Origin of the sequence: Streptomyces sp. R-74717 (assembly GCF_047305335.1) — a bacterium.
In the GTDB taxonomy this organism is placed as follows: domain Bacteria; phylum Actinomycetota; class Actinomycetes; order Streptomycetales; family Streptomycetaceae; genus Streptomyces; species Streptomyces atratus.
The window spans coordinates 9,544,763-9,565,327 of sequence record NZ_CP102361.1; the positions used below are offsets into that span (position 1 = coordinate 9,544,763).

Sequence of the window (20,565 nt, forward strand, 5' to 3'; positions counted from 1 at the left end):
GCCCGAGGCGACCACGGTGCCGCCTTGCACGGGCCATTGCGGCCGGTGGCTGTCGCCCAGGCCCGTGGTGAGGGCGCCTACGGACAGGATGCCTTCACCATCGACTGGGACGACCAGCACGTGACCTGCCCGAACGGGATCACCAGTACCCAGTGGAACCACCGCCGCTCAGAAGAACAACTGCTCGTGATCCGGGTGCGGTTCTCGTCGGTGCACTGCCGAGTCTGCCTCAAACTCGGGGACTGCGTCTGTTCGCCGAAAGCTCAGCGCCGGGAGTTCTCCGGCCCGCTCGTTGTGGCGTTGGTGTCTCTGGGTCAGCTCGGCTGTGCGGCGCGCTGGGCCCACTTCGGTGTCCAGATCCCGCTGTCGGGGCGGCCGGGGTATGTAGAGGTGAGGTGGTTACGCAGTGCGGTGAGGGCGGGGTGCGGGTTGTCGGTGCGCCAGATCAGTGAGTGGGGGTAGACCGGGGTCGGGTCGTGCAGGGGGATGCGCCGCAAGTCGTGGCCGGCAGGCCAGACCAGCGGAGTCCGCTCACTGACGAAGGTCGCCAGCGTCGAGGAGTCCGCGATCGTGTCGAGGAGGGGCTCGATACCGAAGTTCGGACCGACCGAGTCGATGGTGAGAGCGAACGTGGCGGCGAGTTCGTCATAGTAGGCGGCCCACTCGGTGCCAGGCATGTTGCCGGGCATCCAGATCCGGCGCCCGGCGAGCTGGGCGGGAGCGATCGCGCGGGCGGCGGCGAACTCGTGAGCCGGTCCGGTGAACAGGTGCAGCGGTTCGTCGAAGACCGGAGTGGCCTCGATACCGTCGGGGAGCTGCCGACCCGGCATGGTCACGGCGCGGAAGGTCGCGTCGATCGTCCCGGACCGGACGGCGGCGATGGCCGTGTCGGAGTCGAACAGGGTCACGACATCAAGATCGGTCTCGGGATACGCACGGTGGAAGTTGCGCAGCAGGCCCGCCAGTGAGAGCCGGCGGCCGACCACGTCGACGCGCAACGCCCGGCGCCCTGGCAGCACGGAAGCGGCTGCTCGTTCCTCGGCTTGGAGGAGAGCCCGGGCATACGGCAGGAAGGCCTGCCCGTCGATGGTGAGCCGGGCTCCGCGGGCCGTACGGCTGAACAGCTGCACACCGAGGCCCTTCTCCAGCACAGCGATGCGCTTGGACACAGCCTGTGGGGTGATCGACAAGTTGGTGGCGGCTTCTTGAAACTGTCCCGCGTCCACGGCGGTGACGAAGGTGCGCACAGCGGTGAGGTCCACGGTGACCATCGTAGTGAACAACCAATCGTTGAGTCTGATCGATGAAATGGTTGTTTGATTCCAGTACGCCATGCTCGCTTTCATGTCTCTGGTCAACGTGTGGTTTTGCAGGCTGTGCGGCAGGAGGGGCGCTGCCCGGCTGCCAGGCGGCTGGCGGGCGATCGCTTCAAGGGCTTGGGCTGATTGCGTGCACGGGCGGTGCGACCCATTGGTTGCCCCGTCGGCGTGACCGCACCGCGACGGGTCGAGCCGTCCGCCCATCTTGCCGATGCCGGTGCGGTCGGCCACCGACAAGGCCACCATCGCGTCTCTGGCCGGGATGGGGCTTCCTACTCACCCCGGAGGTGACCTACCCGTGCCGGATTCCTTCGTTCACCTGCACAATCACACCGAATACTCGATGCTGGACGGCGCGCAGAAGCTGAAGCCGATGTTCGGCGAGGTGGCCCGGCAGGGGATGCCTGCGATTGCCATGAGCGACCACGGCAACATGTTCGGCGCGTACGAGTTCGCGCAGGTCGCGAAGGGCTTCGAGGGGATCAGGCCGATCATCGGCATCGAAGCGTATGTGGCGCCTTCCTCTCGTTTCGTCCGGAAGCAGGAGTTCTGGCGGTCGGGAGGCCGTCGCGCCACGAGCGCGGACGGTGAGGGGGCGAAGGATGTCTCCGGTGGCGGCCGCTTCACTCACATGACCATGTGGGCGCGGAACAGCCAGGGCCTGAGGAACCTGTTCCGGCTCAGCACGCAGGCCAGCTATGAGGGTCAGTTCCCTGCCGGAAAGCCGCGCATGGACCGGGAGCTGATCGCTGAACGGCCGGACGGCATCATCGCCACCACCGGCTGCCCCTCTGGCGAGATCCAGACCCGCCTGCGGCTGAACCAGTATGACGAGGCGAAGGCTGCTGCCGCGGCCTACCAGGAGATCTTCGGTCGCGAGAACTACTTCCTGGAGCTGATGGACCACGGCCTGGACATCGAGCGAGAGGTCCGTCAGGGCCTGCTGAGTCTGGCCAAGGAATTGAACATTCCCCTCCTGGCCACCAATGACGCGCACTACGTCACCGAGGACCAGGCCGACGCTCACGACAGCCTGCTGTGCATCGGTGTCGGCAAGAACAAGGACGACCCGGGCCGCTTCCGGTTCAACGGCTCCGGCTACTACCTCAAGACAGCCGCCGAGATGCGCAGCCTGTTCTCGGAGCTTCCGGAAGCCTGCGACAACACCCTGCTGATCGCTGAGCGCATCGAGTCCTACGACGAGGTCTTCGACTACGTCGACGAGATGCCGCAGTTCCCGGATGTACCCGAAGGTGAAACGCAGGAGTCGTGGCTTCGCAAGGAAGTCCTCAAGGGTCTGGCGATGCGCTACGGGAACCCGATCCCTCAGCACATCGTGGACCGCTTCGAGACCGAGATGTCGGTCATCGGCCCCATGGGCTTCAGCTCCTACTTCCTCGTCGTGGCGGACATCTGCCGCCACGCCCGGGAGAACAAGATCCCGCTCGGTCCGGGCCGGGGTTCGGCCACCGGCTCCATCGTGGCCTACGCCACCCGCATCACCGAGCTGTGCCCCCTGGAGCACGGCCTGCTGTTCGAACGGTTCCTGAACCCCGAGCGCATCAACCCGCCGGATGTGGACCTCGACTTCGACGACCGTCAGCGCGACCGGATGGTCCGCTACGTCACCGAGAAGTACGGCGAGGAGTACACCGCCATGGTGAACACGTTCGGCAAGATCAAGGCCAAGAACGCGATCAAGGACTCCTCGCGCATCCTCGGCTACCCCTATGCCCATGGCGAGCGGATCACCAAGGCGCTCCCGCCGGACCAGAACGGCAAGTCCGCCCCGCTGGCTGCCGTCTTCGACTCCTCCCACGAGCGGTATGGCGAGGCCGGCGAGATCCGGCAGATGTATGACAACGAGCAGGATGTGAAGCGGGTCATCGATACCGCCCGCGGGGTGGAGGGCCTCACCCGCGGCACCGGCGTGCACGCCGCGGCGGTGATCCTTTCCAGGACGAAGCTCACCGACCGCATCCCGCTGCACATGCGGGCCTCGGACGGCGTGAAGATCACTGGCTTCGACTACCCGTCCTGCGAAGCCATGGGTCTGATCAAGATGGACTTCCTGGGGCTGCGGAACCTGGGAGTCATCGACCAGGCGATTGAGAACATCCGCGAGAACCGGGGCATCAGCCTGGTCACCGTAGATCCCCTGGACGGTGACCCGTCCACCGTCGTGATCCCTCTGGACGACGCCAAGACGTACCGGCTGCTGGCCGAGGGCAACACGTTCGGTGTCTTCCAGCTCGACGGCGGCGGCATGCGCGTACTGCTGAAGCAGATGGAACCCACCCGGTTCGAGGACATCGCCGCGGTCAACGCCCTCTACCGGCCCGGCCCCATGGCGGCCAACGCGCACACCAACTACGCGCACCGCAAGACCGGCCGCCAGGAGATCACCCCGATCCACCCCGAGCTGCGCGACGCACTGGAGCCGATCCTCGGCAACACCTTCCATCTGCTCGTCTACCAGGAGCAGATCATGGCCATCGCCCGGGAACTGGCCGGGTACACCCTCGGCGGCGCCGACCTGCTGCGCCGCGCGATGGGCAAGAAGAAACCGGAGGTGCTGGCCGCGGAGTGGGACAAGTTCCACGACGGCATGCGGGGCAACGGGTACAGCGAGGAAGCCGTCAAGGCCCTGTGGGACGTCATGCTCCCGTTCTCCGGCTACGCATTCAACAAGTCCCATACCGCCGGCTACGGCCTCGTCTCGTACTGGACCGCCTACCTCAAGGCCAACTACCCGGCCGAGTACATGGCCGCCCTGCTCACCTCGGTCGGCGACGACAAGGACAAGGCCGCGATCTACCTCGCCGACGCCCGCAAGAACGGCGTCCGGGTCCTCCAGCCCGATGTGAACGAGTCCGTCGCCGAGTTCACCGCCGTCGGCGACGACGTACGGTTCGGGCTGCGGTCCGTACGCAACGTCGGCGACAACGTCATCGAGGCCATCCTCGACGCCCGCCGCCGGAAAGGGAAATTCACTTCCTTCTCCGACTTCCTCGACAAGGCCGACCTGCCCGCACTGAACAAGCGAGCTGTGGAGTCCCTGATCAAGGCCGGAACCTTCGACTCCCTGGACCATTCACGCAAGGGCCTCACCGCCATCCACGAGGACGCCATCGACGCGATCGTCCCCGTGAAGAAGGCGGCAAGCTTCGGACAAGACGATCTCTTCGCCGATCTGGGCGGCGCAGGAAGCGGCGAACCGTCCTTCGGCCTCGACTTCCCGATCGACGACGCAGAGTGGCCCCGCAGACAGCTCCTGGCAACCGAGCGCGACATGCTCGGCCTCTACGTCTCAGCCCATCCGCTGGACGGCGCCGAGCACGTCCTTTCCGGCGCACGGGACTGCTCCATCGCCGAACTGCTCGCCTCCGGCCGCACCGCCGGGGACGTGCAGCTCTCCGGTCTGATCACCGGCATCCAGTTCAAGGTGACCAAACAGGGCAACGCCTGGGCCATCGTGAACCTCGCGGACCGTGATGCCGGCATCGAGGTCCTCTTCTTCCCCGCCGCCTACCAGCTCGTGCAGCACGCGCTGGCCGAAGACAACGTCATCTCCGTCAAGGGCAAGATCGAAGACCGGGACGGAACCGTGAACGTCTTCGGCAGAGAACTCGCAGTACTGGACGTGTCCTCCGCCGAGCACGGCGGGAAACCCCCCGTGCGGCTGGCCCTCTCCGCCCACCGGATCACCGAACAGTCCGTCAGAGAACTGAAGCGCATCCTCGCGGACCACCCAGGCGACAGCCCAGTGCACCTCAGCGTCCGCAGCGCACGCAAGACGACCGTGTACGCCCTGCAAGCCAAGGTGGACGCCACCACCGTCGCCTCCGACGTGAAGGGCACGTTCGGCGCTGACGCGTGGGCGGGCCTGGCATGATGCCGAGGACCGGCGAGACTGCCGCTGTCGAACTGCGGACCTCCGGGACGTCCCCTCCTTGCCCACGCTGCGATATGCCGGTGCTGCTGGTGGCTCGCTACCCACACACCTGGCGCAACCGGGCCGGAGAACGGATCGATGGCCTCAAGGAGACGGTGCTCTGCCGATCCTGCGACACCAGTACCCCTGCGGCGGGAGAACTGCTGGCGCTGTTCGCCGCAGACGGTCAACTGAGTGCAGTGCATCGTGAAGCGTTCGACAAGCTCGTTCATGACTGGCTGAACGCCGTACGCGACCGCACACCGAACCGCGCCGATCTGGATTCACAGGAGGCCCGGTGGAGAGACGGCAAACTGTAGGCAGACCACGGGGCCCTTGCCGTTCTCCTGGACGGCATCACCGGCTCGGGGAAGACCACCGTCGCCAAGGCCCTGGCCGACCACGGCTGCACGCGGCAGTCCGTGGACGAGGAAGTACGCCGCCTCCACGGCCGATACGGCGTGGACTACCCCGAGCACACCTGCTTCGAGCATGAATGGCCAGGGGGTGAGGCGATCCGACAGCAGTTCAGCGACGAGCTGGATGCCGGCGACGACGTCGTCCTGGACCACGGGCTGTGGTACCGGGACGAGGGTGATTCTCCTGCCGGCCGGGTGCGGTTGGTTCCACGACGAGCACCGGGAATGGAGGTACTCGGTCCGATCCGTACGGGCCGTCACCTCGCCCGTCTCCACCACTTTCTGGAGGCAGTTGCCGGAGTGGCAGATGCCGTGGGTGACGACCGATCGGGCAACTCCCTCACAGCGGAACGGATCAGGTCGAATGTGCCGACCGGATGCCGTGAGCCGACCGCGGGCAGGACGACACCGAGGCAAACCAGCTTGAACCGCTGATCGCCGAGCGGAACGCCGATGAAGACAGGCGCCCCGACGCACCCCACGGGAACCGTGCCGTTCCACCACACCTGCCCGTCGTCCGCGCTCCGCACGACGTTCCCGACGACGACGGCCTGCGGCCGGTCGGTCCGGTCCGGCCCGACGTCGTGCCCCAGGACGTACGAGGGCACCGGCTCGCTGCCGACGGCGGCGACGTCTTCCGCCCTCGCCGCCAGCCCGTCGGTGATCTCGTCGGTAGCCCATTCCCACCGCTTGCGGCGGGCAAGCGCGTGCAGCCCGCCGGTGGGCATCACCGCGACACCGGAGTCACCGAGAGGGGTCCACTCCTGCTCGAACTTGATCATCGCGATGGCGCGGGCGCTCATGGCCGACTCGGACAGCTCCGGCCGCAGCCGCACCTCGGCGATGTCGTACCGGGTCATGGCCCTGGCGGTCACCAGGAACTGCCGGACCGTCTCCGTGTCGCCCTGCTTGCTGACGAGATCGTTGAACCAGAACGCCGTACCGAAGTCCTCCCCACGGTGGGCCTGTTGGTACGGCAGGGTGGAGCGGCGAGCGCTGCCGAGTACGGAGTCGATGATCGCGTCGTGAAAGACGGGGGCTTCGGACATGAGGCCGGACCCTAGCCGAGCGCCGTGATCCGGTCACCTCATATCCGGAGCCTCAGCGCCGAGTCCGCGAGGCACTGCACCGCCGGGTGAGGGAGTCGATCGCGGGGCATTACGTCGAAACCCACCCGGAAAGGGATTTCGGTGCCACACTCGTTTGACAGACCCGGCATCCGCATGACCTCGAACCGCACTGTCGGTTCAGCGACGTGAAGGGGCTCGGGGACGAGACGGTCCAGCGCCTGACGGTCGGTGCGGTAGGTGACGGTGAGGAGTTGTTGTCCCACTTCTTGGATATGCATGGTCGGTCAGCGGCCTTCCCAGTGAGGTGGGCGCTTTTCGGCGAAGGCGTGGGCTCCTTCCTGCGCGTCGTGGGACGCGAGGACCGGTGCGACGAGGTGGTCCTGCTGGCGAAAGGCGTCCTGGTCGCCGTATGCGGTCCGCTCGTTGACCACGCGTTTGACGGCCGCGATGGACAGCGGGGCGTTGCGCGCGATGCGGCGGGCCACGTCCACGGCCTTGGTGAGCGTCTCGCCCGGTGGGGTGAGGTGATTGACGAGGCCGAGCTGATGAGCCCGTTCGGCGGGCAGGGGGTCGCCGGTGAGGAGGATTTCCACGGCGATGTTGCGGGGGATGCGTTCGGGCAGCCGCACGATTCCTCCTTCGGGGGGAACCAGGCCGAACGCCACCTCGGTGAGGCCGAAGGTGGCGTCCTCGGCGGCCACGATCAGATCGCAGGCGAGTGCCATCTCGGTGCCACCGCCCAGCGCCCAGCCCTCGACGGCAGCGATGAGCGGGGTGCGGAGCTGGGTTCGGGTGAGGCCTGCGAAGCCCCGCCCGGGGATGACCGGGGTGTCTCCCTTCGCGAACGCCTTGAGGTCCATGCCCGCGCTGAAGGTTCCGCCGGCACCGGTGAGCACGCCGACCATCAGGTCATCGTGAGTGTCGAGTTGGTCGAAGGCATCGGCCAGCGCCCGCGCGGTGGCGCCATCGATGGCGTTGCGTACCCTCGGCCGGTCAATGGTGATCACGAGGACGCCGTCGTGTTCTTCGGTGTGCACGGTGGGCGCATCTGTGGTGGGTTTGGTGGTCATGGTGGGGATTCCTTGCCTTTCCCGCCGGTGTGGGTCGTCGACCGCAGACAGCGGAGGGGTGCTCGTCGGCTGTGCCGGGTGCTGTTGGCTTCGGACCACTGCTAGCGCGGGATCGCTCCGCCGGTACGCAGCGATTCGATGTCGTCGGCACTGAAGCCAAGTTCTGTGAGGACCTCTTCGGTGTGCTCACCCAGATCGGGAGCGGGGCGTGGAGGGACCTTCTGCTCCTGGTCCAGGTGCACGGGGCTGTTGAGGGTCAGGTGTGGCTCGCTGCTCCCGTCCTCGATCGGCACCACGATCTGGTTGGCCAGGAGCTGGGGGTCGTGGGCGCATTCCTCAAGTGTCTGGACCACCCCGTAGGTGAGGCCGGCGGCGTCGAGTACCTCGCGCCATTCGGCCAGGGGACGGGTGGCGAACCGCCTGTCCAGCAGAGTGACGATGTCGGCGGCGTGGGCGCGGCGGCTGGCGGTGTCGTGGAACCGGGGGTCCTCGGCAGCCTCGGGGTGGCCGACGGCCTTGAGGAAGAGGGGGACTTGCTTGTCCTCGTCGGCGAAGGCTGTTCTCCATGACAGGGTCCTCTTCCGCGAGGTCTCCGGCGAACATGTAGGTGTCCTCGTCGCCGGCGCTGCCTGCAGGCGGGCCGCCATCGGTCGGGGGCTGGACGACCGGATGCCCGTTCCCGGGGCCGACGGTGGTGACGTCGACGGGTTGCGCCGTGTTGCGCTCAGCGGTGCGGTGACCGCCGGACGGACAGCACCGCGACGTCGTCGTGCTGGCCGCCCTCTCCGGCGAACGCACGCGCGTCGTCGTAGAGGGCGTGCGGCAACTCGGTGGGAGAGAGTGACGCGCGCTCGGTGAGGCGTTCGGTGACGGGGTAGAACGTGCCGTCGGCGGCCCGGGTCTCGGTGAGCCCATCGGTGGTCAGCAGCAGCGTTGCGCCGGGTGGGAAGGCGAACCAGTCGACGGTCGCGGGTTCGGCGGCGAGTTCGGCGAGACCGAGGGGGACGCCGGAGCCGATGGCCAGCGTGGTGACGGTGGCGTCGTGCAGCAGCTGCGGCGGAATGTGCCCGCAGTTGATGACTTGTACCTCGTCGTGTGCGTCGACGTTGACGATGAGCGCGGTGACGAACCTTTCGTCGTCGCCGGTCTGTGCAGCATAGGAGTTGTGCCGTACGACAGAGGCATCGAGGGCATCGACGAGCGCGGTCAGGGTGGGCTCCCGGTGGGCCGCCTCACGGAAGGCGCCGATGACGGCGAACGCGGCGCCGACCGCGGGCAGACCCTTGCCCTGGACGTCGCCGATCAGAACCCGGGTCCCCCACGGGGAGACGACGACGTCGTAGATGTCGCCGCCGACGAGCCGGTCTTCCTGCACGGGCTCGTACACGCCGTCGACCAGGACGTCGTCGGTGAGCAGAGGCAGAGGGCGCAGGATGTGGCGCTGCATCGCTGCGGCGGTGGAGCGAAGCCGCAGCGTCTCGCGCTCGCGGTGGATACGACGGTGGCAGGCGTAGACGGAGGCCGCGCCCAGGGCGAGGGTGAGCAGCATCATCAGGATCCTGTCGAGCCACGACCGTCCGTCACCGTGCCGGACCACCACGGTGACGGTGACCACAAGCGTGGTCCATGCAGACACAAACTTCGTCTGGCGTACGGTGCACAGCGCCGACGCCGTCCCCGGCAGGAACACAAGGAGCCCCAGAAGCCACACCAGGGACCCGGACAGGGCGCCGAGGGCCATCACCAGGGCCGTCACTGACACCACACCGATCACGACTTCGGCGTTGCGCGGTGGTTCGACGGCCTCGAAAGGATGCACGAATCTCTTCGGGTGAGTACGGGTCACGGGGCCTCCCGGGCAGGTGGTGTACTCCTCGTACGTTAGGCAGGCCCAGCCGCGGGCGAGCCGCGCCCCGCCGGACGATGTCCTCTGTGCGGTGAGCAGCACTACGTGCAGGGTGCGGCCCTTGCACCGCGCGCGCGGCAGGTGGGAGCCGGGCCGCCGACTGCGCGGCTCTCACCCGGTCGGTTACCTCCGCGCGCCGACCGCGCGGATGATCTTCTGCTTGACCGAGCCGCCCTTGTCGTCGGCGGCCGAGGCCCGCATGGAGATGTACCGCGCGTCGTTCGGCACCCGCACCGAGCCGGCCCAGGCGGCGGACCTGCCGCGTACGTCATCGAGTTCGACGGATGTCGACGTCGCGCCTCGTCGAAGGAGACCTCCAGCGTGTGGCCGGTGATTCTCCCGGTGTGTCCGGCGCGCCCTTGACGTGCTCGGAGAAGATCCCGAAGGCATGGAAGAGTGCGCCGCCGAACTGGTCGGTGGCGCACTCGTCTGGCGGTTTGTCAGGAGGTGTTGAGCCCGGTGAGCGCGAGAGATTTATGGGGTCGCCCGCGCTGGTGAGTCGGAGAAGCCCCTGGCCGGGTCCACCGGCCTGGGGTTTGCGGCATCCCCACGGCACTCCGAATGCCGGCGGGGTGCGCTGGCGCGTCCTTCCTGTCCGACAGCCGGTCAGTGGTTCTCCATGGTGAAAGGGCCGCCGCCGAAGGCGAGGTGGGCGAAGCGTTCGCCGATGCGCTGGTGGGTGGCGGGGTCCGGGTGCAGATCGTCGGGCAGCGGCAGTTCGGCGTGGTCGGCCTCGCCGTAGAGGTCGAGGCCGTGGAGGTAATGCAGGTTCGGGTCGGTGGCGGCACGCTGCTGGACGATGCGGGCCAGCTCGTCCCGGATCACGGTGAGGGTCAGTTTCCCGGCTGCGCTCTGCGCGGGATCGCCGGTGGCCACGAACCGCAGCCGCCCCTCGCTCATCGCGCTGAGGTCCGGGGCGCTGGGTCCGGGCGTGTTCTCGTGGATGGCGCAGTAGATGGGCGAGACGACCAGCAGCGGGGTGGTGGGGTGGCCGTCGCGGATGGTGTCGAGGAAACCGTGGACGGCCGGGCCGAACGCGCGCAGCCGCATCAGATCGGCGTTGACGATGTTGATGCCGATCTTGATGCTGATCATGTCGGCGGGGGTGTCGCGCATGGTGCGGGCGGTGAACGGGTCGAGCAGGGCGCTGCCGCCGAATCCCATGTTGACCAGCTCCACCTTGCCCAGAGTGGCGGCCAGGGCGGGCCAGGTTCCGGTTGGGGTGGCAGCGTTGGAGCCGTGGCTGATCGAACTGCCGTGGTGAAGCCAGACCTTGCGGCCGCTGGGCGGTGGTGTGTGGACGGGGGCGTTGGTGCGCAGGGCGGCCAGCTGGGTGGTCTCGTCGTGCGGCAGCCAGATCTCGACGTCCTTCTCGTCGTCCGGAAGGTCGGTGAAGCGCAGGGTCTCCACCGGCCCGGGACGGGTTTGTGCGGTCCCGGAGGCCATGTCGATGGTGAGCGTGTCGCCCTCGGTCGCGCTGGCCCGGCCCGCGAGCCGCCCGTCGACGAGAAGCTCGTACACCCCGTCGGGGCGTGGAGGCGCTCCGATGTACACCCGTTTGGTGGCCACGACGTCCAGCTCGACGGCGGTGGCCCGGGTGCGGAAGGCCAGCCGCACTCCGGAGGGCTGTGACTCCGCCATGGCCAGCTGGCCGTCGGGGATCTGCTGCCGGGCGCGCACGGGCAACCGGTGGGGCAGGACGCCGCGTTCGGTGCGCTCCAGGTCGAGGGCGCCGCGCAGGAGGCCGACGGTGATGGGAGTGGTGGTCCAGGCGTGCTCGGTATTCATTTCGTCGGTCTCTTCGATCTGGAGGGTCAGTTGGCGGGGGCGGCCGGAAGGGCCTGGTCAGGAGGTGGTGGGCCAGGTGCGCAGCAGGGTGTCGAGCGCGTTGAGGATCTCGGTCCAGCTCTCCTGCGAGTCGGGGGTGCTGTGGCTGAAGCCGCCGGCGGCCTCCAGACCGACGTAGCCGCTGAAGACGCTGCCCAGCAGCCGCACCGCGTGTGTCTGGTGCGGTTCGGCCAGGTTGTATCCGCGCAGGATCGCCCGCGTCATCTGGGCGTGCCGAACGCCGGCGCTGGCGGCCGCCGTCTGCGGGTCGAGCCGGAACTGGGCTGCGGCGAAGCGCCCCGGGTGCTTGAGGGCGTAGTCGCGGTAGACGTTCGCGAAAGCGGTCAAGGCGTCTTTGCCGGCCCGTCCGGCCACCGCGGTGGAGACCTGGTCGGCGAGTTCCTCCAGGGCGAGCAGAGCGATCTTGGTCTTGAGGTCGTGGGCGTTCTTCACGTGCGAGTACAGGCTCGCGGTCTTGACGCCGAACCGCCGGGCGAGTTCCGCGGGGGTCGCCTGCTCGAAGCCGACCTCGTCGGCCAGCTCTGCCCCCGCCCGGACCAGGCGCTCCGTGGTCAGTCCTACCCGTCCGTCCCGTGCCATGTTCATCCTCCTAATCACTTCTCATCCCTGACATCGATGATTATGCACTTGCCTAATTCAATTAGGCAAATTAGCGTGTCCGTCATGAAGTCGCCGACTGAGCAAGAGATTCGTACCGCGTTTGTGAACTGCACCAAGGGCGAGGCCAGGCGCCTGACCAGCCCCCCGTGACCCGGACGAGCAGTGCTGGGACGACCTGGACTTCCTGGGCTGGCAAGATCCCCAGGCCTCCGACCGGGCCTACCTCGTGACCGAACTGGACGGCCGCCCGGTCGGCGTCCAGCTGCGCTCTTCCGGCGTCGGCTCCTGGCAGATGCGGCGCAGCATGTGCTCGGTGTGCGTGACCACCCACACCGGGGGAGTCTCCCTGGTGGTCGCGCCGAGGTCCGGGAAGGCCGGGCAGCAGGGCAACTCGGTTGGCGTCTACATGTGCAGCGACCTGGCCTGCTCCCTGTATGTACGCGGGAAGAAGGACGCGGGCATCGGCGCACGCCTCCACGAGTCCCTCACCCTGGAGGAGAAGGTCCAGCGGACCGTGGCGAACCTCGCCGCGTTCATTGCCAAAGTGACCGCGTGACCCGGGCCCGCCTCCTGGTCCCACTCGTATCGCCGCCGCTGCCCGGCCCTGAAGTGACTGACCAGGGCAACGGCTCGCAAGTGGTCACTGCCCTGGCCGGCCCCTGACCTTCGTTCAGTCCTCATCCGCCCCGTCGTCGTCATCGTCGAGGCCGGAGGCGTCCGGGTTGCGCAGCGGACGCAGGCCCTCGTGCGGGATGGAGCCGATGACGGTGTGGCGGCTCAGGACGTTCACGTTCCGCTGCTCGAGCGGAGAAAGTCGTACGACGTCCTCATCGCGGATCTCGTGGCCCTCCAAGCGGAGCTGGGTGACCGCAGCGTCGATGTACCGCGTGGTCGACAGCACCACGGAGCTTCGATGGTGCCCGGACACGCCCGCCCATCGCCGCTCGGTCACCGACGCCGTCGGCCTGATCCTGCGGCGCTGCCTGGAGGACGGCACGTCGTTCTGGGCCTGGTCGGTAGACGACTGGGCCCGCCTCATCGCCCCTGATCACAAGGAGTTCGAGGCCGCCTGGCCCGGGTGGATCGATGGCACGGTCCGGCCCTACGTGGCCGCGTTCGCCTACCTGCTCGGCGGCTTCACCGACTTCCACCGCATCGGAGGGTTCATCCGCCGATCGCTGGCCTGGCGGGTCTTCGGCCAGGAACCGGCCGAGGAGACGATCGCGCAGGTGGCGGCCACTCTCCAAGGCTGGGGCTACCACCCGTCAAATGGCGCCTTCGGCCAGTTCCGCACCGTGCTGGTCCAGATCATGCTCATCAACCGCAGCCCGCTCCTGCAGGACATGACCACCGAGGCCTTGGAGCGAGTCCGCGAGAGCCCCGCGCTCCCATCTGGGGCGCGACGCGGCAATCTCCACGGTGTTCACCGGGCGATCGCCGCTCTCGGCTACGCCGAACCGCCGCCCAAGCCCGTCCACGCCGTGATGCCCGACCTCGAAGGTGTGCCCGGGTCCTGGGCCGCGGCGGTGGCGCGGTGGCACGACACATCGACGCTCACGCCGAAGGTCAGGGGCATGTTCCGATCCATCATGGCCAAGGCGGGCCGGTGGCCGGCCGCTGAACACCCCGACATCATCGAACCCACCCAGTGGACGCGCGAGACCTGCGCGGCCTGGGTGGCGGCGCTGGACCGGATGACCATAGGCGAGTACGTGCAGCGCCAGGCCGGAGTCGACAAGCGCGGCGGCGAACCGCTGTCGCCCCGCACGAAAGCCAGCACACGCCGAAGGCCTCCACCAAGGGCCAGCTACTGGAGGCCAAGGACAATCTCCAGCGGATGCTGGCCAGCATCCCGCTCACCGACGACGAGCAGGCTGCGGTCGACGACGGCCAGGCCGCGCTCGACCAACTCCTGGAGCGACTCACCGACCTGCCCACCCCGGCGGGGCCGACGCCCCGTCAGATCGGCATCCCCGCCACCGCAACGCTGCTGCCGATCGTCAATGTCCGGCACGGACACACCTGAGCCGGCACCGATCCGGACGCGAAACCTGTCGACCGCGCCGCGCCAGCGCGGCGCGGTCCGTTCCCGCCAATGCAAGTCCGGTGCCCTGTCGAAGCGCGCCCGACCTCGGGTCGGCCGATGGCCCAGTGCTCTAGCCTTTGGCCAATGACCGATATACATGCTGCCGACGTGCCTGACGGGGCCTGGACCAGGCTGACTGCAGCTACCGACCTCGATCGGCGAGTAGCCCTCTCCTGGCTCTCTTGGCTCGGTTTCAACCGCTCGGCGCCTGTCGACGTGCTCCTTAGCCTCCTGGATGCCGACGAGGCCGGCTTTCTTTGGCGGGAGGACCTGCCGCCCGAGGTCATGGATGCCGCGGTCGTCCACAATGCCAGGCGCGTGCGCGCCCTTGCCGCGGAATCCGGCCGCCTCTCCGCCACACAGTGGGACCGGCTCATCGCCACCACGCCGAATCCGCGGCAGCGAGGACTCTTCGCAGAGCTCGCGGGAGAGCAGCTGGCCGCCCGGCGACTCTCCCGCGGTGGCCGTGGCGTCGGCCGTGCTCCGCACCCCGACGCCACGCCGCCCACGACACCGGAGGAGATCGCGGCGATGGCCGCCGAAGTGCCTGACATCGCCCCGGACGGCCAGACGACTGCGCTCTGGTGGATCGGCGCCCTGCACGAGAACGCCGAAGCCATGCGCCAGCTCGCAGCCTCGCCGAAACCGTTGATCCGCCGCAGCGTCGCAAGGGCACCACGCCTGCCCATAGACGTGGCGGCCGCGCTCGCCCACGACCAAGACCGCATCGTGCGGCTCTTCCTCGCCGAGTCATGCGACGACGCTCCACCGGAGATGCTCCTGGAGGTGGCCGCGTGGTGGGAAGGGAGCCTGTCCTTCCCCGGCCGACCGCACAATCACCCCAACTTCCCCCGCAACGGCCTGCTGCGCTACCTGACAGACCCGAACCCGCGCATGCGGGCCCTCGCCGGTCAGCGGGTGGCGAGAAGCGCGAGCGTGTCGATCACGCGGTTCGAGAAGCCCCACTCGTTGTCGTACCAGGCGACCACCTTGACGTGGCGGCCGTCGACGCGGGTGAGGGCCGAGTCGAAGATCGACGAGGCGGGACTGCCCGTGATGTCGGAGGATACGAGCGGGTCGTCCGAGTACTCGAGGATGCCGGCGAGCGGCCCCTCCGCCGCGGCGCGGTACGCCGCCAGCACGTCGTCGCGCGTCACGTCGCGGGCGACGGTCGTGTTGAGTTCGACGATCGAGCCCACCGGAACCGGTACGCGGATCGAGTCGCCCGCCAGCTTGCCATCGAGGTTCGGCAGCACGAGACCGATCGCCTTGGCAGCGCCCGTCGTGGTAGGCACGATGTTGACAGCGGCGGCGCGGGCGCGGCGGGCGTCGCGGTGCGGTCCGTCCTGCAGGTTCTGCTCCTGCGTGTAGGCGTGCACCGTCGTCATGAAGCCGTGCTCGATGCCGGCGAGCTCGTCGAGGACCGCGGCCAGCGGCGCAAGCGCGTTGGTCGTGCACGAGGCGTTCGAGATGATCGTGTGCACGGCCGGGTCGTACGCGTCGGTGTTGACCCCGAACGCGAGCGTGACATCGGCGCCGTCCGACGGCGCACTGACGAGCACCTTCTTCGCGCCCGCGTCGAGGTGGGCGCGGGCGGCCGTAGCCGACGTGAAGCGGCCGGTCGCCTCGAGCACGATGTCGACGCCGAGCTCGGCCCACGGCAGCTGCGCCGGTTCGCGCTCGGCGAGCACCGTGATGCGACGGCCGTCGACGACAAGGACGTCCCCGTCGACGGTCACCGGGCGGCCCAGCCGGCCGGCCGTCGTGTCGTAGGCGAGCAGCCGCGCGAGAGTGGCGGGCTCCGTGAGGTCGTTGACGGTGACGACCTCGAGGTCGCTGTCGCGTTCGAGCAGTGCGCGCAGCACATTGCGTCCGATGCGGCCGAATCCGTTGATGGCGATGCGAGTCATGAGTGGTGTCCCTTCGGTTCGCCATCAGGTTCGCTTGCAGCATCTGCCCGCGACAGCGGCGTGAGTGCCACGGCTCGAAAGGATCGCGCCACGGCGGCGGGCTACTCGCCCTGGGCGAAGGTGCGCCGATACTCGCTCGGCGTGGTGCCGAGGATGCGCTGGAAGTGCAGCCGCAGATTCGCACCGGTGCCGAGACCGGCGTCGGCGGCGATCTGCTCGACGCTCCGCTCCGTACGCTCGAGCAGCTCACGGGCCACGTCGATGCGGGCACGCATGACCCACTGCATCGGCGTGTACCCCGTGTCTTCCACGAAGCGCCGCGAGAACGTGCGCGGCGACACCGCCGCGTGCCTGGCGAGCACCTCGAGGGTGAGGGGCTCGCCCAGCCGGTGCAACGCCCACTCGCGGGTGGCGGCGAACCGCTCGCCGAGCGGCTCGGGCACGCTGCGTGGCACATACTGCGCCTGACCGCCGCTGCGGTAGGGGGCCGCGACCAGGCGCCGGGCCGCGTGGTTCGACGCGGCCACCCCGAGGTCGCCGCGCAGAATGTGCAGGCACAGGTCGATGCCCGAGGCGGCGCCGGCCGACGTCAGCACGCTGCCCTCGTCGACGAACAGAACATTCTCGTCGACCTGGACGAGCGGATGCCTCGCCGCAAGCGCGCGCGTGTAATGCCAGTGCGTCGTGGCGCGCTTGCCGTCGAGCAGGCCCGTGGCGGCGAGCGCGAAGGCGCCCGTCGAGATAGCGGCGAGCCGCGCGCCCCGATCGTGGGCCGTGATCAGCGCGTCAACGACGGCCTGCGGCGGGTCGTCGCGGTCCGGGAACCGGTAGCCGGGGATGAAGACGATATCGGCCCACGTAAGCGCGGCGAGGCCGTGGGTGACGCAGTACGACAGGCCGTCGCCGCCGGTCACGAGACCGGGTGCGGCGCCGCACACCCGCACCTCGTACGGCATGCTCGCGCGGGTCGTGAACACCTGCGCAGGAATGCCGACATCGAGCGGCTTCGCACCCTCGAGCACAAGGACGGCGACGCGATGGAGGCGGGAGGCTGGCACGGGAAAAGAGTACGGGGGGTGTGGGGCCGGCCCGTTCGTCCTTACTGATGGCGCTGGGCACCGTCGTGTCCCGGGCTACGGGACGCATCGGGCAGGTTCCGCAGGCCGCGCTGGGCACGGGTCTGCTGGCCAGTACCTACACAACGGCCAAAACGGTGCCGACCAGCACCAGATGCGCTGCACCAGGCAAGTCGAGTCGCCTTTCCATGCGTTGCATCCAATACAACATCGTGGCATCACGTTGCCGGTTTTGAGAAAGGGGCATATCAGCGCGGTTACGCTTGCTCCGGCGCGTTGCCGCCACTTGGCGGTTCGTCCGATTCTTCGAACTTCGGCACTTGCATCGGATGCATCTCCGCTCGAATACGGTGCCAGCGTGCGGGGAGGCGCCACCGACCGGTGACGTCGCGGGCGACGTCGAGGCAGACTTCCACCACCTGCTCGGGTTCTACCAGCGTGACGTCCAGCGTCTCCCGGCTGCCCCACACGACGGAGAGTGACCAGCCCGTCCAGGGATGCCCGCGGCGCGCCGCAGCGAATGGGCCGGCGACTGCGGTGCCTGCCGTCCGGGCGAGGGTGGTGGTGCGGCCGGTGTACTGAAGATGCCCGTCGTCGTATCTGCCGAGCAGCAGACTGCGGGGAGCGGCCAGGGGGCCGGTGACCGCGCCGGCGTCGCGATGGGATACCGACGAACTCGCGGCCGTTGCTCTCGCACTCAACAACAGGCCCCGCAAGACCCTCGGTTGGAACTCTTGGTCCAGGAAGCCGGTGTTGCGACGACCGATTGAGTCCGGGCTGCGATCCGCGGTCCGCGTGGAAGATCACTCCGGTGACGTCGCGGCCGCGGGTCGCGACCGCGGCCTGGAGTGCGTCGATGACGCCTTGTCGAGGACCTGCAGACAAGCTCGACCAGGTGCTGGATCTGGTGGGCGAGGAACGTCACGGTGACGTCCAGGCCGCGGCCGCCGCCGTCCAGGACGCCGCGGTGAGGGCCATCGCTGTGACCCACGACCTGGAGCACGTGCAGCACGCGCTCGGCGATGGTGAACGCTGACTCGACCCGCCACACTCGCCTTCTTGGCCCATGTCACTCACAAGGACGGACTGTGTCATCCCTTGGGGTTAGGCCCGCTCCATCTGGGGCGAGAACCTTCTACGTTCGCTCCAGGCCCCACGGAAGGAAGACCCATCATGCGCCTGGCCTCATCTCTTCGTACTGCTCTGGCTGCCGTTGTGCTGGTCGGTGGGGCGGTGGTGGGCACCGCGACGCCAGCCAGTGCGGCAACGTGTCCTCACAGTGATTCACCCAAGACCGATGGCGGGGTAGCGACGTGGAAACTGACGTGCAGGAAGGTCGAGGGGGTCGAGATGCTGTTCATCGATGGGTGGGTGCAGGACACCCGGACCGACGGCGTGTGTGCGGCCGTCACGATCAGGCCCGACGGAAGAGGCTACGCGGACGTGGTGAAGGCGTGCGGTTCTGGCACACGCGAGCAGATCCACAAGTCGTACACCGGCAGGAGCGCCAGGGTGAAGCTGAGCTTGCGCCGCTGAGAAGGATCTGGCGCGTACCTGCGCCACACCCCTTCGACGCCTTCGAGAACCGGCTGGAGCACGAGCACTCTTGCCTGCTCGCCCCCACAGGTGGGCCTGTGTGCGCGGTGCCATGAGCCATGTCACCGTTACGGCTTCGGCGGCAACCCCTTTTCTCTGGGGCTGGGAGAGCTGTGGTGTGACGTGGGGTGATGGGGGTTCGTTGAGTTCCTGGGACTCGTTCTCGGGGGGTGTGGCTGTGCGGCGGGTTGTTGCACGACTTGACGCAGGAGTTGCTGATGCGGGCGTTTCCTGTGGTGCTGCCGTCCGGCCAGAAGTACTGGATGGTCCTTGATGACGATCTAGAGGCCGTCCCCGTAGCCGATCACTGGCTGCGGAACCTTCGGTTCGGGCGGGACCGGGCCGAGCTGACGACGAAGGCGTACGCCGGTGGCGTCGCCCTGTACCTGCGCTGGTGCGGGGCGACAGGCCGGTCCTGGCCGGAGGCCGGCCGGGATCTGGGCCTGTTCATGGTCTGGCTGAAGTACACCCCGGCGCCCCGGGAAGGGGTCGCGGCGGTAGTGCAGCCCGGCCCGGGGGAGTCGCCTGTGCGGTGTGAGCGGCGGATCAACCGGGTGTTGGTCGCCGTGCGGGGGCTGTTGTCGTACGCGGTGGTCTCGGGTGAGGCGCCGCGCGGGGTACTGGGGCAGATCTACGAGCTCGCCGACAGCCGGGACCTTCCGACGGAGGCCACGGGCGAAGACGGTGGCCTCTTCTACCGGCTGCGCTCCGTGCACCGACTGAGGGAACCGGTCGCCGACGTGGACCGGGCGGCCGACGCTGAGCTGGTGGCGATGTTCACCGCGTGCCGCAGCGCCCGGGACCGCCTGGTCGTGCTGCTGCTCGGGCGGGTGGGCCTGCGGCGCGGGCAGGCGGCCGGGCTACGGCGCAGCGACGTGCATCTGCTGCCGGACTCCTGGGCGCTGGGCTGCGAGTACCCGGGGGCCTGCGTGCATGTGCGGCGGCGGGAGAACTCCAACGGCGCCTGGTCGAAGTCGCGGCACGTGTGGGTTGGCGCCGCTGGACTTCCCCACTGTGTCCGTGTTCGACCTGTACTACGAGGAGCGGCACCGGCTGCTCGGCGACGGTGGCAGCGACTTCCTGCTGGTGAATCTGTTCCGGGCGCCGCTCGGGGCGCCGGTGTCGCCGGCGGCGATCGGGGAGCTTTTCGGGCGGCTCGGAGCGCGGGCGGGGCTGGTGCGGCGTGTGGGTCCGCACATGGCCCGGCGGGCGTTCGGGTCGAACGTCGCGGACGCGGAGGGTTCACCGGACGAGGTGCAGGCACTGCTCGGGCATCGGAGCCCGGACTCGTCCGGGCCGTGGGCAGGGTGCGGGCGGCGGTCGAGCGGGTCCCGACCCCGCGCGCCCTCGGTGCACGGGAAGAGGACCGGTGACGGCCGCCGTCTCCGTCATCCGGCCGCTGGCCGGGGCGGCGGCCGGAGACGCACGGCTGGAGGAGATCCTCCAGGCTCTCGATCCGGGGTTCCTTGCGCTGCTGGACTGGGACTGGGAGCGGCGGGTGATCACCTTTCCCCGCATGCATCCGGTGATCGGCCTGCCGGACTGCCCGGTGCCGAACTGCCCGTCGGCCATCACGATCGCGACTCGGCCGATGTGCTGGGGCTGCATGGGGCGCCGACGGAAGAGCGGCATGCCGCTGGCCGAGTTCCTCCTCGTTCCAACGAGCATCAGCACCGGCATTGATCAATTTCCATCCTGATTTCGCAGGTCACGGGGCTGGCGTGAGTCGAT

Annotated in this window: 18 protein-coding genes and 4 pseudogenes; 10 read left to right on the plus strand and 12 right to left on the minus strand. The window is 68.6% G+C overall.

Going from position 1 to position 20,565, the window contains the following annotated elements; all coding sequences use genetic code 11:
- Window positions 1–314 precede the first annotated feature (314 nt).
- The gene (locus tag NRF20_RS43200) at window positions 315–1,262 is read right to left on the minus strand and encodes a LysR family transcriptional regulator (protein ID WP_398634119.1); all 948 of its coding nucleotides are present in this window, start codon (window positions 1,260–1,262) and stop codon (window positions 315–317) included.
- A 355-nt stretch (window positions 1,263–1,617) separates the two neighbouring features.
- On the opposite strand from NRF20_RS43200, the gene dnaE reads away from it, so the two are divergent.
- From dnaE to NRF20_RS43215, 3 genes and pseudogenes are all read left to right on the plus strand, one after another.
- Entirely contained in the window at window positions 1,618–5,214 is a 3,597-nt protein-coding gene (gene dnaE, locus NRF20_RS43205) for a DNA polymerase III subunit alpha (protein ID WP_398634118.1), read from the plus strand.
- 74 nt (window positions 5,215–5,288) lie between these two features.
- Window positions 5,289–5,573 carry a DUF6300 family protein gene (locus tag NRF20_RS43210; protein ID WP_398634117.1) on the plus strand — a complete coding sequence of 95 codons (285 nt, stop codon included), beginning with the start codon at window positions 5,289–5,291 and terminating at the stop codon, window positions 5,571–5,573.
- 72 nt (window positions 5,574–5,645) lie between these two features.
- Window positions 5,646–5,786: pseudogene (locus NRF20_RS43215) on the plus strand (ATP-binding protein); the annotation flags it as partial.
- A gap of 143 nt (window positions 5,787–5,929) precedes the next feature.
- Here the strand turns inward: NRF20_RS43215 and NRF20_RS43220 are convergent.
- The 7 genes from NRF20_RS43220 to NRF20_RS43250 form a co-directional block, all read right to left on the minus strand.
- The gene (locus NRF20_RS43220) at window positions 5,930–6,721 is read right to left on the minus strand and encodes a hypothetical protein (RefSeq protein WP_413754318.1); all 792 of its coding nucleotides are present in this window, start codon (window positions 6,719–6,721) and stop codon (window positions 5,930–5,932) included.
- A 38-nt stretch (window positions 6,722–6,759) separates the two neighbouring features.
- Entirely contained in the window at window positions 6,760–7,020 is a 261-nt protein-coding gene (locus NRF20_RS43225) for an acetoacetate decarboxylase family protein (RefSeq protein ID WP_398634115.1), read from the minus strand.
- Window positions 7,021–7,026: 6 nt separating this feature from the next.
- Complete coding sequence (locus NRF20_RS43230) at window positions 7,027–7,812, minus strand: crotonase/enoyl-CoA hydratase family protein (protein WP_413754319.1); 786 nt, start codon at window positions 7,810–7,812, stop codon at window positions 7,027–7,029.
- 101 nt (window positions 7,813–7,913) lie between these two features.
- Window positions 7,914–8,459 carry a CoA transferase gene (locus NRF20_RS43235; RefSeq protein ID WP_413754320.1) on the minus strand — a complete coding sequence of 182 codons (546 nt, stop codon included), beginning with the start codon at window positions 8,457–8,459 and terminating at the stop codon, window positions 7,914–7,916.
- A gap of 77 nt (window positions 8,460–8,536) precedes the next feature.
- Window positions 8,537–9,658, minus strand: coding sequence for a PP2C family protein-serine/threonine phosphatase (locus NRF20_RS43240; protein WP_398634112.1), 1,122 nt, complete (start codon window positions 9,656–9,658; stop codon window positions 8,537–8,539).
- Between the two features lie 666 nt (window positions 9,659–10,324).
- The gene (locus NRF20_RS43245) at window positions 10,325–11,506 is read right to left on the minus strand and encodes a GDSL-type esterase/lipase family protein (RefSeq protein WP_398634111.1); all 1,182 of its coding nucleotides are present in this window, start codon (window positions 11,504–11,506) and stop codon (window positions 10,325–10,327) included.
- A 57-nt stretch (window positions 11,507–11,563) separates the two neighbouring features.
- Window positions 11,564–12,145, minus strand: coding sequence for a TetR/AcrR family transcriptional regulator (locus tag NRF20_RS43250; RefSeq protein WP_398634110.1), 582 nt, complete (start codon window positions 12,143–12,145; stop codon window positions 11,564–11,566).
- A gap of 84 nt (window positions 12,146–12,229) precedes the next feature.
- Here NRF20_RS43250 and NRF20_RS43255 point away from each other — a divergent pair.
- Window positions 12,230–12,722: pseudogene (locus NRF20_RS43255) on the plus strand (FBP domain-containing protein).
- Window positions 12,723–12,836: 114 nt separating this feature from the next.
- Here NRF20_RS43255 and NRF20_RS43260 read toward each other — a convergent pair.
- A complete protein-coding gene (locus tag NRF20_RS43260; protein WP_413754321.1) occupies window positions 12,837–13,070 on the minus strand; it encodes a Tn3 family transposase in 234 nt (77 codons plus the stop codon).
- On the opposite strand from NRF20_RS43260, the gene NRF20_RS43265 reads away from it, so the two are divergent.
- Entirely contained in the window at window positions 13,054–14,340 is a 1,287-nt protein-coding gene (locus NRF20_RS43265; protein ID WP_413754322.1) for a hypothetical protein, read from the plus strand. The genes NRF20_RS43260 and NRF20_RS43265 overlap by 17 nt on opposite strands.
- Before the next feature lie 823 nt (window positions 14,341–15,163).
- Here the strand turns inward: NRF20_RS43265 and gap are convergent.
- The gene (gene gap, locus NRF20_RS43270; RefSeq protein ID WP_398634106.1) at window positions 15,164–16,162 is read right to left on the minus strand and encodes a type I glyceraldehyde-3-phosphate dehydrogenase; all 999 of its coding nucleotides are present in this window, start codon (window positions 16,160–16,162) and stop codon (window positions 15,164–15,166) included.
- Window positions 16,163–16,263: 101 nt separating this feature from the next.
- A complete protein-coding gene (locus tag NRF20_RS43275) occupies window positions 16,264–17,220 on the minus strand; it encodes a GlxA family transcriptional regulator (RefSeq protein ID WP_398634105.1) in 957 nt (318 codons plus the stop codon).
- Here NRF20_RS43275 and NRF20_RS43280 point away from each other — a divergent pair.
- Window positions 17,214–17,387: pseudogene (locus tag NRF20_RS43280) on the plus strand (murein biosynthesis integral membrane protein MurJ); the annotation flags it as partial. The gene NRF20_RS43275 and the pseudogene NRF20_RS43280 overlap by 7 nt on opposite strands.
- Window positions 17,388–17,495: 108 nt before the next feature.
- Here the strand turns inward: NRF20_RS43280 and NRF20_RS43285 are convergent.
- A complete protein-coding gene (locus NRF20_RS43285; RefSeq protein WP_398634129.1) occupies window positions 17,496–17,939 on the minus strand; it encodes a hypothetical protein in 444 nt (147 codons plus the stop codon).
- 110 nt (window positions 17,940–18,049) lie between these two features.
- Between NRF20_RS43285 and NRF20_RS43290 the strand changes: the two genes are divergently transcribed.
- From NRF20_RS43290 to NRF20_RS43305, 4 genes and pseudogenes are all read left to right on the plus strand, one after another.
- Window positions 18,050–18,274 (plus strand): hypothetical protein, encoded by a 225-nt coding sequence (locus NRF20_RS43290; protein ID WP_413754715.1) that lies wholly within the window; start codon window positions 18,050–18,052, stop codon window positions 18,272–18,274.
- A gap of 137 nt (window positions 18,275–18,411) precedes the next feature.
- Entirely contained in the window at window positions 18,412–18,774 is a 363-nt protein-coding gene (locus NRF20_RS43295; RefSeq protein WP_413754323.1) for a hypothetical protein, read from the plus strand.
- A 993-nt stretch (window positions 18,775–19,767) separates the two neighbouring features.
- Window positions 19,768–20,058: pseudogene (locus NRF20_RS43300) on the plus strand (hypothetical protein); the annotation flags it as partial.
- Window positions 20,059–20,203: 145 nt separating this feature from the next.
- Window positions 20,204–20,533: a hypothetical protein gene (locus NRF20_RS43305; protein ID WP_413754716.1), complete on the plus strand. Its 330-nt coding sequence runs from the start codon at window positions 20,204–20,206 to the stop codon at window positions 20,531–20,533.
- Window positions 20,534–20,565 lie beyond the last annotated feature (32 nt).

Excerpts from the sequence above, each read along its gene's own strand:
- NRF20_RS43225 (WP_398634115.1), bottom strand. The coding sequence starts at position 7,020 with ATGCATATCCAAGAAGTGGGACAACAACTCCTCACCGTCACCTACCGC.
- NRF20_RS43235 (WP_413754320.1), bottom strand. The coding sequence starts at position 8,459 with ATGGCGGCCCGCCTGCAGGCAGCGCCGGCGACGAGGACACCTACATGT.
- NRF20_RS43230 (WP_413754319.1), bottom strand. The coding sequence starts at position 7,812 with ATGACCACCAAACCCACCACAGATGCGCCCACCGTGCACACCGAAGAA.
- NRF20_RS43220 (WP_413754318.1), bottom strand. The coding sequence starts at position 6,721 with ATGTCCGAAGCCCCCGTCTTTCACGACGCGATCATCGACTCCGTACTC.
- NRF20_RS43295 (WP_413754323.1), top strand. The coding sequence starts at position 18,412 with ATGCGCCTGGCCTCATCTCTTCGTACTGCTCTGGCTGCCGTTGTGCTG.
- gap (WP_398634106.1), bottom strand. The coding sequence starts at position 16,162 with ATGACTCGCATCGCCATCAACGGATTCGGCCGCATCGGACGCAATGTG.
- NRF20_RS43245 (WP_398634111.1), bottom strand. The coding sequence starts at position 11,506 with ATGAATACCGAGCACGCCTGGACCACCACTCCCATCACCGTCGGCCTC.
- NRF20_RS43250 (WP_398634110.1), bottom strand. The coding sequence starts at position 12,145 with ATGGCACGGGACGGACGGGTAGGACTGACCACGGAGCGCCTGGTCCGG.
- NRF20_RS43210 (WP_398634117.1), top strand. The coding sequence starts at position 5,289 with ATGCCGGTGCTGCTGGTGGCTCGCTACCCACACACCTGGCGCAACCGG.